Annotated in this window: 9 protein-coding genes and 1 pseudogene; 6 read left to right on the top strand and 4 right to left on the bottom strand. The window is 63.4% G+C overall.

Going from position 1 to position 12,316, the window contains the following annotated elements; genetic code table 11:
- Window positions 1-44: 44 nt before the first annotated feature.
- Window positions 45-722 (bottom strand): DUF1614 domain-containing protein, encoded by a 678-nt coding sequence (locus ACWHTU_RS05120; protein ID WP_447862186.1) that lies wholly within the window; start codon window positions 720-722, stop codon window positions 45-47.
- Between the two features lie 113 nt (window positions 723-835).
- On the opposite strand from ACWHTU_RS05120, the pseudogene ACWHTU_RS05125 reads away from it, so the two are divergent.
- Together ACWHTU_RS05125 and ACWHTU_RS05130 are read left to right on the top strand one after the other, a co-directional pair.
- A pseudogene (locus ACWHTU_RS05125) lies at window positions 836-2,086 on the top strand (tryptophanase); the annotation flags it as partial.
- Window positions 2,087-2,179: 93 nt separating this feature from the next.
- Entirely contained in the window at window positions 2,180-3,577 is a 1,398-nt protein-coding gene (locus ACWHTU_RS05130; protein WP_447863312.1) for a tryptophanase, read from the top strand.
- Window positions 3,578-3,891: 314 nt separating this feature from the next.
- Here the strand turns inward: ACWHTU_RS05130 and ACWHTU_RS05135 are convergent, their stop codons facing one another.
- Complete coding sequence (locus tag ACWHTU_RS05135; RefSeq protein WP_447862188.1) at window positions 3,892-4,380, bottom strand: Mut7-C RNAse domain-containing protein; 489 nt, start codon at window positions 4,378-4,380, stop codon at window positions 3,892-3,894.
- Between ACWHTU_RS05135 and ACWHTU_RS05140 the strand changes: the two genes are divergently transcribed.
- Window positions 4,379-5,113 (top strand): DUF2459 domain-containing protein, encoded by a 735-nt coding sequence (locus ACWHTU_RS05140; protein WP_447862189.1) that lies wholly within the window; start codon window positions 4,379-4,381, stop codon window positions 5,111-5,113. The genes ACWHTU_RS05135 and ACWHTU_RS05140 overlap by 2 nt on opposite strands.
- Complete coding sequence (gene amrS, locus ACWHTU_RS05145) at window positions 5,110-6,252, top strand: AmmeMemoRadiSam system radical SAM enzyme (protein WP_447862191.1); 1,143 nt, start codon at window positions 5,110-5,112, stop codon at window positions 6,250-6,252. The genes ACWHTU_RS05140 and amrS overlap by 4 nt, the downstream gene beginning before the upstream one ends.
- On the opposite strand, the gene ACWHTU_RS05150 is transcribed toward amrS, so the two are convergent.
- Window positions 6,237-9,062 (bottom strand): cation-translocating P-type ATPase, encoded by a 2,826-nt coding sequence (locus ACWHTU_RS05150; RefSeq protein ID WP_447862192.1) that lies wholly within the window; start codon window positions 9,060-9,062, stop codon window positions 6,237-6,239. The genes amrS and ACWHTU_RS05150 overlap by 16 nt on opposite strands.
- Window positions 9,055-9,960 carry a universal stress protein gene (locus tag ACWHTU_RS05155; RefSeq protein WP_447862193.1) on the bottom strand — a complete coding sequence of 302 codons (906 nt, stop codon included), beginning with the start codon at window positions 9,958-9,960 and terminating at the stop codon, window positions 9,055-9,057. The genes ACWHTU_RS05150 and ACWHTU_RS05155 overlap by 8 nt, the downstream gene beginning before the upstream one ends.
- 318 nt (window positions 9,961-10,278) lie before the next feature.
- On the opposite strand from ACWHTU_RS05155, the gene dnaJ reads away from it, so the two are divergent.
- Both dnaJ and ACWHTU_RS05165 read left to right on the top strand, forming a co-directional pair.
- Window positions 10,279-11,388 carry a molecular chaperone DnaJ gene (dnaJ, locus tag ACWHTU_RS05160; protein ID WP_447862194.1) on the top strand — a complete coding sequence of 370 codons (1,110 nt, stop codon included), beginning with the start codon at window positions 10,279-10,281 and terminating at the stop codon, window positions 11,386-11,388.
- 39 nt (window positions 11,389-11,427) lie between these two features.
- A complete protein-coding gene (locus ACWHTU_RS05165) occupies window positions 11,428-12,150 on the top strand; it encodes a BON domain-containing protein (protein WP_447862195.1) in 723 nt (240 codons plus the stop codon).
- The last annotated feature ends 166 nt before the right edge of the window (window positions 12,151-12,316 follow it).

A 12,316-nucleotide genomic window follows, 5' to 3' on the forward strand; every position in this document is an offset into this window, starting at 1 on the left:
GTTCATGCGGAACGGTGAACGATGAACGGCCCCCCGGCTGCTTTTCAGGCCAGATAGGCCGCGACGATGCCGGAAAGCACGATGCCGTCGAAGGTACCCGCGCCGCCGATGCTGGCCATGCCCGTCGCGATCCGCTCCACATCGCGCAGGTGTAGTAGATCGGCGCCGATCAAGGGGCCGAGCACTCCGGCGACGAAGGCGACGGGTGTCGCCTGCTCCGGGGCGAGCATCAAGGCGCCGAGGGCGGCCACGAACGGAGGAACGAACCCCGGCAACGCAATACCGATCCCTTCCATCGGCTTTGCCAGCCAATAGCACACCGCTGTGTTCATCGCCGTGGTCACGAGCAGGACGGAGATGCTCTGTGCTCCCTCCATCAGCAGGTAAGCCGTCTCGTAGGCGGCCAAGCCGACCGGGACGATGCAGCCGCCGACATTCACCGCGATCACGGTCTCCCGCCGAACCTGTCTGAGTCTCGGCCACCATCCGGAGAATCCGAACACGGCGAACGGGTCCACCACGAAGGTCTCCGTCCGGGCGATCCGCTTGACCGGAATGTTGAACGCGCTGCCCGCAATGATCGCGAGCACCAACAATACGGCGGTCTGCGGTTCCAAGTTCAGCTTGATAAGCGCGGCTGTAAAGAGGTGGCCGAACGCGAAGGGAAGGAGGATGAGTAGAAGGAGAAACAGGATGAGCGGAAGGCAACCCCAAGGAATCATAGGAGGCGGATCGTCCCTTGATCTGCTTCCCATCCTCAACCATCATAAGGAGCCAAGTCAATGAACGAAGGAGGTACATCGCAATGTCGTCAGTTCCAATCCATCGTGAGCCGATGCCGTCTGGCGCGGTGGGTGAATCGTTCCGCATTAAGATGGTCCAGACCCTCCAGAAGGTGCCCTACGACGTCCGGATGGCGGCGCTCAAGGAGGCGGACTACAACGTACTGCGCCTGCCGCGCGACCGCGTGTACCTGGACTTCGGCACCACCCGCGGCAACGCGGGCCTGACTGACAAGCAATTATCCGCGCTCATGATCGGGGATGAAGCCTACGCCGGGAGTGCGAATTTCTACGCGCTCGAAGGGACCTGCCGCCAGGTCTTCGGGAAACGGTTCACCGTCCCGACCCACCAAGGACGAGGAGCCGAGCATCTGATTCTGCGCGGACTCCTGCGAGCCGGCGACACCGTCCTCACCAACGGCAACCTGGTCACCCTCTCCGCCCTCGCCACGGCATTGAGCCTCCGCGTCGAGACGCTCTTGGCGGAAGAGGCCTACGATCCTCACGCGAAGGAGGTGTTCAAGGCCGACCTCCCGGTCGATCGATTGGAGGAACGGCTCAAAAGGGGCGCGGTCCGGCTTCTGCTCGTCGGCGCATCCGTGCCGCAGTTCGGCGGTCAGCCGCTGTCGCTGGAGAACCTCGAGGCCTGCGCTGCGCTTGCCCGCCGGTATGGGGTGCCGGTGGTTTTGGATGCTTCGATGCTGGCGTCTGCGGCCTTTCTGTACAAGGTCAACCGGGGCGCGGCCGCCGGGTTGCCTGATCTCATCCGGCGCTATGCGGAGGCCTGCGACATTCTGTACCTGAGCGGACGCGAAGATGCTGGCTGCCACACGGGCGGCCTCATCGCCACGAACGAGGAGCCGTGGTACGTCACGTTCCGCAGTCTGGTCGTGGTCTACGAAGGGTTGCACACCTACGGCGGCCAAGCGGGTCGCGACATGCAGGTTCTGGCTCAGGGTCTCCGGGACATGCTGGATGAAAGCTACTTGGCCTTTCGCCGGCGGAAGCTGGAGTATTTGGCCGGGTATCTGGAGGAAGTCGGCTATCCGGTGCATCGGCCGCTCGGGTTGTCCGGCGTGGTGATCGACACGCCGAGCGTCGCAGTCTGCGGTCTCATGGATCTGGGCGGTTATACGTGGCGCTCCGCCAATTTGGCGGCGTTGTTCTATCTTGTGTCCGGCATCCGCACCCGCCCCTTGGACCGGAGGGCCGTCGGACGGGAGTGCGATCTGCTGGGCGTCTATGTTCCCCGCCGCTGTTACACCGAGCGGCAGATCGACTACCTGATCGAGAGTTTCGAGCACGTGAAACGGTATCGCATCGCTCGTCCCCTCCAAGCCCGCGAAGCCGATGCGCCGGTTCCGGAGTTGACGCGCTTCGCGGTCGACGGTCCGTTCATCACTGAGTATCACGATGACTTCGCGCCGACTCACCGGCCAGAACCTTATTTCATCAAGGTTGTGGAGCCCTTCCGGCTCAAGTCCGCGGCGGAGCGGACGCGCGCCATCCGGGACGCGGGGTACAACCCTTTCCTGCTCCGCTCCGAGGACATTTATATCGATCTGCTTACCGATTCTGGCACCGCTGCGATGAGCAATCGGCAGTGGGCCATGATGCTCGAAGTCCAGGAATCGGAACTCGGGAGCGCCGCCTCGCGCCTCTTCGTCGAGCGGTGCCGGGAGGTGCTGGGCTTCCGGTACATTTTGCCGACGCATCAGGGGCGCGCCGCCGAACATCTCCTCTCTCAGGCCATGATCCGCCCCGGCCAATACGTGATCAACAACATGTACTTCACAACGACGCGGGAGCACCAGGAACGGGCGGGCGGCGTCTTCGTCGATCTGATCGTGGAGGAGGCCTACGACCCTCGGTCGGTCTATCCCTTCAAAGGCGATATCGATCCGAAAAAGCTCGTCGACTTCATCGCGAAACACGGCGCGGAGCGCATCGCTTACGTGTGCATCGAGACCAACGTGAACATGGCCGGCGGTCAACCGATTTCGCTGGGGATGACGAAAGAAATCTCGGCCATCTGCCGCTACCATCGTATCCCCGTCATCTTCGATGCAACGCGGGTGGCGGAGAATGCTTACTTGATCAAGCAACGGGAAGCGGCCTATGCGGACTGGACGATCAAGGAGATTATCCTGGAGCTCATGGCGCAGGGGGACGGATGCACGATCTCCGCGAAGAAGGATGTGCTGGTGAACATCGGCGGCATTCTCGGCGTGAACGATCCCGGGCTGTACGAACGCTGCGCCGCCTTGTGCGCGACCTTCGAAGGGACGCCCTGGTCCGGCGGGCTGGCCAGCCGCGATCTGGCCGCTATGGCGGTGGGGTTGGAAGAGATGACCGACTATGACTACATCAGCTCGCGCGTGGAGCAGGTGCACTATCTGTGGTCGCGGGTGAAAGAAGCGGGAGTGCCGGTGGTCGAGCCGCCGGGCGGGCACGCCGTGTTTCTAGACGCCCAGGCGTTTCTCCCCCACATCCCGCAGGAGGAGTTTCCGGCGCAACGGTTGGCCGCGGCCTTGTACGAAACGGCGGGGGTGCGTGGGATGGAGCGGGGCATCGTCTCCGCCGGGCGTGATCCGTCCACCGGGCGACATCGCGGATCCAAGCTGGAGCTGGTGCGGTTGACCATTCCCCGGCGCGTCTACACGTACAGCCACATGGATGTCGTCGCCGACGGCGTCCTCGACGTGTTCCGGCACCGGGAGCGGCTCACTGGGCTCCGCATGGTCTACGAGCCGCCGACGCTGCGTTTCTTCACCGCCCGATTCGAGCCAAGGTGAGCAGCTATCTCCGCGCGGCCGGTTGCAGAAGGAACAAGTGTCCGGCCGCTTTACTGTGCCGGTCGCTGTTGCCGAACCCGGCGATCGCCGGGAAGCGGCTCTCGCACAGCCGAGCCAGGGTGTATTGGTGAGGGATGGTGCCGGCGAAACGAATTTGCCCCGGCGCTCCCGCCTGGATGACGCCGGGCCTCGTGCGATTCCCTAGAGAGAGCAGCCCCGGAAGCCTGAGAGGCGGTCGGATGCGAGAACCGGTCTGAGGCCCCATCGGCGCAAGAAATGGTCGAGGGGCGGAGCAAGCCGTGAAAGGCGCGCGGTCACGCTGTGTCGAGCCGCTCCAACTCGCGGCACAAGTTGGTCCAATGGGAGCCGGGCCAGTACACGCGGCCGCATCGCGGGCATCGGAGAAAGTCCTGGTACTGCGCGGCGACGAGCGGCGGAACCAAGGGAGCGGCCTGTTCTCGTGCTATGGGCTCCAAAAGGGCGTTACAGTCGGCGCAGCGATAGGTTGCCTGCCCGTTCGGCTCCAAGCGCAAGCCCAGTTCTTGCTTGAGCTGCCGCAATTGGTCGTGCAGGCGGTCGTCGGCGATCAGCGTATGCCGGCCGCGAAGGATCTTGCGTTGCGCCAGATAGGTGTCGCGGGTCAACAGCCAACGGTTCTCGCGGAGCGCGCGCCGGATCAGCACGTCGTCGGCGATGGTCCGCTCGTAGGCCGTGTCGTAGCCGAGGATGCGCAGCCAGCGAGCCAGCCGGCCCAACATGGCGTCGGCGAAGAAGCGATGGGGTTGTGAGAGCGGCGTGGACATGATGAGACCCTATTGTATCCTGCGTCTGGCCATCACAGCGAGCGGAGGGGTCAGGCTGAACGTTGTGCCGCCGTTCATCGTGCTGCTGCTCGGCGGATGCGCCTCGCCGGTGGAGGGCCTGTGGCCTCCGGCGGCGGGCGCTCCCTCGCACACGATTCACGTTTCGCTCGACACCTGGCATGCGATGATCGCATTCCCCGTTCCCCCTTCCTTTGCTCTCTCCCCCTTGGATGGGGGAGGGATGAGTGGGGATGGGTTTGAAGAGTGGGGCTACGCCGAGCGCGCGTGGTATCTAGAAGGCCGGCAGGGGCTCGGCGGGGTTCTCCGCGCGCTCTTGTGGCCGACCGAGGGAGTGGTGGAAGTGGGGTATCACGACACTGTGTGGGCGGATCGCACGCCGCAGCCGCCGGCCGAGCTCTTCACGTTTCATCTGAGCGATGAAGGGTTTCGGCGGCTCCGCGCGCACCTCAAGGCGACGATCGCCTCGCAGGAGCCGGTCGCCGCGGCCGGGACTTCCCAATTTTATCCCGCGGTGCGCTCGTACCATATGCTTCATACCTGCCATCAGTATGCCGCCGAGGCCTTGAGAGCGGCCGGCCTGCCGATCGTCCCGTTCTGGGCGCTGAGCCGAGGCGCGTTCGCCGTGCAACTCCGCCGCGCGGCGGGGAGCGCTGAGCCGCACCAGGCAGCCGCGCGGTGGCTGAGTTGGTATAATCCGGCAGATACTCCATGACTACGATCGTCCCGACCAAATACTGGCATCGCCTCGATGACGGACGTATCCAGTGCGACCTCTGCCCGCGCTTCTGCAAGCTGCATGAGGGCCAGCAGGGCTTATGTTTTGTCCGTGCACGCCAAGGGGACCGGATCGTGCTCACGACCTACGGCCGGTCGAGCGGCTTTTGCGTGGACCCGATCGAAAAGAAACCGTTAAACCATTTCTTTCCCGGCACCTCCGTCTTATCGTTCGGGACCGCCGGGTGCAACCTGTCCTGTCGGTTCTGTCAGAATTGGGATATCAGCAAGTCCCGTGAAGTGGATACCCTAGCCGATGAGGCCTTGCCGGAGACGATCGCCCGAGCAGCCGAGCAACTCGGCTGCCGCAGCGTCGCCTTTACCTATAACGATCCGGTGATTTTCCATGAATACGCCATTGACGTGGCTCAGGCCTGTCGTGCACGCGGCGTCAAATCCGTCGCCGTGACGGCGGGCTATGTGTGCGAGGAGCCGCGCGCCGAGTTCTATCGACACATGGACGCGGCTAACGTCGATCTCAAGGGTTTCTCCGAACGGTTCTACAAGCAGATCTGCGCCGGCAGCCTCCAGCCGGTGCTGGACACGCTGATCTATCTCAAACATCACACGCACGTGTGGTTCGAAATCACCACCCTGCTGATCCCCGGCGAGAACGATTCGGACCAGGAGCTGGAGGCCCTGACGCAATGGGTCGTCGAGCGATTGGGACCAGATGTGCCGATCCACTTCACGGCCTTCCATCCGGACTGGAAAATGCTTGACCGGCCTCCGACCCCGGCGGCCACGTTGGCCAAAGCCCGCCGCATCGCGATCAAAAACGGCCTGCGCTACGCCTATACCGGAAATGTTCATGATGAAGACGGCGGCAGCACCTATTGTTATCGGTGTGGCCACCGGCTGATCGGGCGTGATTGGTACGAGCTGACGACATGGAATCTCACCGTAGAGGCCGCGTGTCAATTCTGCGCGGCGCCCTGCGCCGGAGTCTTCGACGCCCAACCGGGTTCGTGGGGCGCCCGCCGTGTTCCGGTCAGGTTGAAGGACGCTGTTGAACGAGCCGAACGCCGTCCCGCCGATCGGAACGCCGGACGGGAACCGGATCATGCCGGGGCCTGACTGCCGAGCGACTTCACGTTCGGCGCGCGGTCGGATGTGGTGCGAGAGAAGAACCGCCCGACGATGAACTTCCGCCCTTCTTCGGCCAACAACAAACCGAGCGCGCCGAGCGCGAGCAACGGCCAGACCCACAGCGGCAGCGGGGCCGTGCCGACAATCAAATGGCCGAACGGCGAATAGACCAGCACGCCGAGCAGCACGATTTCGACCACGATTCCCCACAGGATGAGCGGATTGCTGAAGAAGCCCAGCCGGAAGACCGAGACCCGCCGCGATCGACAGGCGAAGACGTTGGCGATCTGAGCGACGACGATCGCGGACAACGTCACGGTGGTCGCTTCCCGATAGAGGGGATCGCTCCAGTTCAACGGACTGCCCCACGTCCAGCCATGGGCGGCGAGGTACAAGAAAAAGCCCGTCATGGCGACGGCGGCTTCGATGAGCCCCAGGAAGCCATAGGCGCGCAGCAAGAGCGCGCGGTTAAGCAGCCGTTCGGTCCGCGGACGCGGCGGCATGTCCATGATTCCCGGATGCGGCTGCTCAGCGCCAAGCGCCAAGGCCGGCAGCATGTCGGTGCCCAAGTCCACCGCAAGAATTTGCGGAACCGTCAGCGCGAGGGGGGTGTGAAAGAAGCCGAAGGCCAGGTAGGGCACGATTTCCGGGACGTTGCTCGATAACACGTACGTGACGAACTTGCGGATATTCGCGTAGACGGCGCGACCTTCTTCGATCGCGTTCACGATGGTGGCGAAGTTATCGTTCAACAGCACCATGTGCGCCGTCTCTTTCGCCACATCGGTGCCCGCGATGCCCATCGCAATGCCGATATCCGCCTTTTTGAGCGCCGGGGCGTCGTTCACCCCGTCGCCTGTGACGGCCACCACTTCTCCCATCTCTTTCAGGATGGACACGATGCGCATTTTGTGACGCGGGGCCATCCGCGCAAAGATCGGCTCCGGCTCCCCCGGGCGAGAAGGGGTGAGCAGTCGACGAAGCGCCTCATCACTCATCGTATCGAGGTGGGCGCCCTCGACGACAGGCGCGAAGGGTGTGACGTGTGGGTCGGCTTCCGGCGGTGCGAGACCGATCTGGCGTGCCACGGCCAACGCGGTCAGCGGGTGGTCGCCGGTGATCATGATCACCCGCACGCCGGCTTTCTTGCAGCGCGCGATCGCGTCCGGCACTTCGCGGTGCGGCGGGTCCATCATCGCGACCAAGCCGAGAAACGTCAGGTCACGCTCCACCGTGTCGATATCGAGTTTCTCCGGTCCCGGCTCGATGTCCCGCATGGCGATCGCCAGCACCCGGTAGGCCCGCTGGGCAAGCAATCGGCTGTGCGCGAGAATGTGCTGGTGCTTGTCCGGCGTCATCGGTGTGATCCGGCCATGGCTCAGCATTGTCGTGCAGAGTGGAATGACCGATTCCGGCGCTCCTTTGAGATAGGCGACCAGACGCCCCTCGGCCCAATGGAGAGTCGTCATCCGTTTGCGATCCGCATCAAACGGCAGTTCTCCCATGCGCGGCAGGGGGCGTCCGTGCAGGAGTCCATGCTCGAGGGCGAATTCGAGCAGGGCGACTTCAGTTGGATCCCCGGTGATGACCGTGCGCCCGTCGGCTCGCCGGGTCCGCTTGGCGTTGTTGCAGAGGATCATGGCGTCGAACAGCGGTTTCCAGTCGTCGGCGGCGACCGGACTGACCAGCCGGCCGCGGACGAGTAAGCAGCCTTCCCGAGCCTCGACCTCCAAGCTGTCTATGAAAAAGCGGTCCACGCGCATGCGGTTCTCGGTCAGCGTGCCGGTCTTGTCCGTGCAGATGACCGTGGTGCAGCCGAGTGTTTCGACAGAAGTGAGCTGTTTGATGAGGGCATGACGTTTGGCCATCCGCTGACTGCCCATCGCGAGCGCCAGCGTGACGGTCGGCAACAACCCTTCCGGCACGTTGGCAATGATGATGCCGATCCCGAAAATCGCGCTGATCCAGAATCCCAGGCCCATCCATAATCCGATCCCGAAAAACAGCGCTCCCATCGCGAGCGCCAGCAGCGCGATGATATGGGTGATCGTGGCGATCTCTCGCTGTAGCGGGCTGAGCCCGGTCGTGACGCTCGTGGAGAGCCGGGCGATCTTTCCGAACTCAGTGTGCATGCCGGTCGCGTAGACAACGGCTCGGCCACGGCCCGAAAGGATGGTGGTGCCGGCGAAAACCAGGTTAGGCAGGTCGAGCAGGTGTCCGTCCGCCACCGGATCCGCCGTGCGGCGCTTCGGTTGCGATTCGCCGGTGAGCGACGACAGATCAACCCGCAACGCGGCCTCTTCGATGAGGCGTGCGTCGGCGGGCACCTGTTCGCCCTCTTCGAGTAACAGGATATCGCCAGGAACGATCTCGCTGCGAGGCACCTCGGAGGGCTGGCCGGCGCGCAGGACCCACGCCTTGGCAGGAAGCCACCGATGCAGCGCCTGGACCGCCCGCTCCGCTTTGTATTCCTGGAAAAAGGCAAAGGCTGCGTTGATGGCGATCACGCCGACGATCGCCCAGCCCAGCGTCGCCATGCCCTCGCCGGGCTTCATCCATTCGGCCAGAAACGCGAGGCCGGCGGCAAGCCAGAGGAGGACGGCCAGGAAGTGTGTGAACTGGCGGGCAAGCCCGCGAACAAGCGGAAAGCGAGGTGGTTCTTGGAGCGCGTTCGGCCCGTACTGCGTCAACCGCCGATACGCCTCTTCGCGAGACAAACCGCCAGGGCCGGTCGCCAGCGCTTTTACGACCTCGTCAGTCGACAGTCGATGAATCTCCGAAACGCGGAGGTCACGCATGGGATCTCCGAACAATCAGGACCGAGCAGGGCGCATACTTGAGCAGGGCTTCGGAGATGCTGCCGAGGGATAGGCGTTCAGCGCCGGTTAAGCCTCGGGAGCCGACGACCAGCACATCGGGCCTCCCTTTTTCAAGTTCGGCGAGAATGGTTGCGGCCGGGTGGCCGGTCCTGATGGCGGTCGTCACCTCATATCCTTCCTTGATGAACTGCTCGCGAAAGCGAGCGACGATCCGAGCGGCTTGCTCAATCGCCGGTCTTGTCAATTGGTCCAATGCCGCCGGTGGCAGCACGGAAGCGGCCAGATCGGTGACGAGCGGTTGAGCGACTGAGAGGACCGTGACACGGGCCGATTCGGGCAAAAACCCGTTCCACAAGAACCGCCCCGCGGCCAGCGAAGCTTTCGTTCCATCCACGGCCAGTATCACGTGCTTCATGTTCGTAAAGCGGTGTTTGACGACCAGCACGGGGCAATGAGCGGTCGCCGCCACCTTACGGGAAACGCTGCCCAGCAGAAATCCGCGGACGTCGCTCAACCCGCGCGATCCGAGCACGATCAGACCGGTTTTCTGCCGGTCGGCCACTCTGACAATCGTGCGAGCCACGGGCCCCTGCGCCAGGACCGTGCGAAGTTTGGATCGGGAAGCGGTGGCGGCCTGCCCCAGGGCGACGGATGCATGGTGGGACGAACGCCGGAGCAATTCGGTCCCGGCGTGGTCCATGGCGGCCAACGCCCGTTTCCAGTTCGCCGGGTTCTTGCCGGCTGCCGCCTTGAGGGCTGGGGTATCCACCACGTGCAACAGGATCACGCGATCGGGCAACCGACCAGTGAGCGCACCCAGCGCGTCCACGCTCCAATCGGACCATTCGGATCCATCCACGGCGCAGAGCACGTTCATGGTGCAGCCTCGCGTTCGGTGGTGGAATGACCTTGGAATACAACCTGCATTCGATATGCCACAGCCGATGTTTCTGTCTTCCCAGCTCCATCAATGTTTCCGAGAAGTTGCGGACAGTTCCGGTTTTCGGTACGTCCGTTCGGTGCGGCGTTTTGCAGCAGGCACAAGCGGGGCACTGTGGTGATTGTCGCCAGCGCACAGGGTTGAGGTCAAGCGGGGGATCCCCGGTTCTCCCTCGGCGGGGTGCATGCGAGGCGGGCGGACCGGGGACAAGTAGCGAGCACTGCCAAACGTCAACCCGCGGAAAGGAATAGGTTCATGCCTGTCACGGAAACGAAGCGTGACTACTATGAAGTGCTGGGCGTGGATCGCTCCGCGACGCGGGACGAGATCAAGCGAGCGTATCGGCAACTCGCGCTGAAATACCATCCGGACCGCAACAAAAGCCCAGATGCGGCCGAAAGATTTAGAGAGATTGCGGAAGCCTATGCCGTTCTCTCCGACGACGCCAAGCGCCGCGAGTATGACGCCAGTGGGCATGCCGGCATTAGGGAACGCTGGACGCCCGAAGACCTCATGCGGGAGTTCCATTTCGGGGACTTCTTCGGTGGCCGCTTCGATGACCTGTCCGAGATCTTCGGAGACTTTTGGGGCCGGCGCGCGCACCCGGGGCCCGGCGCGACCCGGGGCCTCGACCTGCGTTACGACCTGGATTTGACGCTGGAAGAGGCAGCCAAAGGCGGCGAGTGGGAGATCGAGGTGACCCGCTCCGAGACCTGCACGTCGTGCGGCGGGAGCGGCGCGCAGCCCGGAACCAAACCGAAGCCCTGTCGTGAGTGCGGCGGGACCGGGCAGAAACAACAGGTGCGAACCAGCAAAGGGATGCGCATGGTGACCCTGACTACCTGTTCCGTCTGTCACGGACGCGGCCACACGATTGAGTCTCCCTGCCAGACCTGCCAAGGCAGCGGGGTACGGTTCGTCGCGCACACGCTCAAAGTGCGGATTCCGCCTGGCGTCGATGACGGCACGGTGATACGGTTGGCGGGGCAGGGAGAGGCCAATGCGGACGGAGGACCGCCGGGTGACTTGCTGATTCGGCTGCACCTGCAGTCTCATCCTGTCTTCGAACGCCACGGAGACGATCTGTACACGATCAAGACCATCACGTTTCCGGAGGCGGCATTGGGCACGAAGATTCCACTCACCGGATTAGGCGGGGAATCCATCCATCTCTTGGTTCCCGCCGGCACACAGAGTGGGACGGCGCTGCGCCTCAGCGGCAAAGGGATGCCCAAACTGGGTGGGAAAGGCAAGGGCGATCTGTTCGTCGTCGTCGAAGTGAAGACCCCGACCGAGCTGACGCTGCGCCAGCGGGAGTTGCTTGAAGAGTTCGCCAAGTTGGAAAAGGAGAAACGAAGGCAATAAACCAGATGCATCACACAACCGAGATCATCTGAGGTAGGTATGACCGAGCGAGAGCGTGTGATCAAAGCCGTTCGCGCGGCGTTCGAGCGGGAGCCGAGGATCAACTTGCACAAGTACCCGGTCAAGGTTGAGTTCGCCGACGGCGTGCTGACTTTGGAGGGAGAAGCCGAGCATATCGCGGCCAAGAAGCTCTGCATGGAACTGGCCGCGGCAGTGCCCGGCGTGACCGGCATCGTCGACCGCTTGCGAGTGGCGCCTTCGACGCATATGGGCGACGGGGCAATCCTCGACGCGGTGCGCGACGCGTTGCTTCAAGAGCCGACTCTTGGGAACTGTACGATCATGGTGAAACGCAAAGGCCGGTTCGAAACGGTGAGGGAAGCGAATACCGAGCCGCATGGTGTGATCCAAGTGTCGGTCGAGGACGGTGTGGTGCTGTTGGACGATCATGTGACCAGCCTCACGCAGAAACGCCTGGCCGGGGTCCTCGCCTGGTGGGTGCCGGGCAGCCGCGATGTCATCAACGGGATGGCGGTCGAACCGTCGCAGGAGGATTCCGATGAAGAGTTGGCCAAGGCGGTGCGGTTGGCGCTGAAAAAGGATCCGTTCGTCGATGTGGATCGCATCAGGGTCACGGCTGACCGTGGAACGGTGACGCTGGAGGGTAGCGTTCCAACGCCGACGCAGAAAGACATGGCGGAGTTCGATGCCTGGTACGTCTTCGGCGTGGACAAGGTCGTGAACAACCTGGAGGTGCGTTGAAAGGCAAGGTGGTATGCACCGGACAGACCAGATCAATCAGATCCGATGCAAGAACGCGAACTGAAAGAATGCGTCGGCGCTGCTGGACTACGTCCGTTATCCGGCTGGTCGGTGTGGCGTTTTGGTATCCCCAATGGGGAGCAGATAAGTGGGGAAGGAGAGTGGG

Source organism: Nitrospira calida (assembly GCF_976986435.1).

What these genes read in the sequence shown, in the direction of transcription:
- ACWHTU_RS05165 (WP_447862195.1), top strand. Translation starts at nt 11,428, where the DNA reads ATGACCGAGCGAGAGCGTGTGATCAAAGCCGTTCGCGCGGCGTTCGAG.
- dnaJ (WP_447862194.1), top strand. Translation starts at nt 10,279, where the DNA reads ATGCCTGTCACGGAAACGAAGCGTGACTACTATGAAGTGCTGGGCGTG.
- amrS (WP_447862191.1), top strand. Translation starts at nt 5,110, where the DNA reads ATGACTACGATCGTCCCGACCAAATACTGGCATCGCCTCGATGACGGA.
- ACWHTU_RS05140 (WP_447862189.1), top strand. Translation starts at nt 4,379, where the DNA reads ATGATGAGACCCTATTGTATCCTGCGTCTGGCCATCACAGCGAGCGGA.
- ACWHTU_RS05135 (WP_447862188.1), bottom strand. Translation starts at nt 4,380, where the DNA reads ATGTCCACGCCGCTCTCACAACCCCATCGCTTCTTCGCCGACGCCATG.
- ACWHTU_RS05120 (WP_447862186.1), bottom strand. Translation starts at nt 722, where the DNA reads ATGATTCCTTGGGGTTGCCTTCCGCTCATCCTGTTTCTCCTTCTACTC.
- ACWHTU_RS05150 (WP_447862192.1), bottom strand. Translation starts at nt 9,062, where the DNA reads ATGCGTGACCTCCGCGTTTCGGAGATTCATCGACTGTCGACTGACGAG.
- ACWHTU_RS05155 (WP_447862193.1), bottom strand. Translation starts at nt 9,960, where the DNA reads ATGAACGTGCTCTGCGCCGTGGATGGATCCGAATGGTCCGATTGGAGC.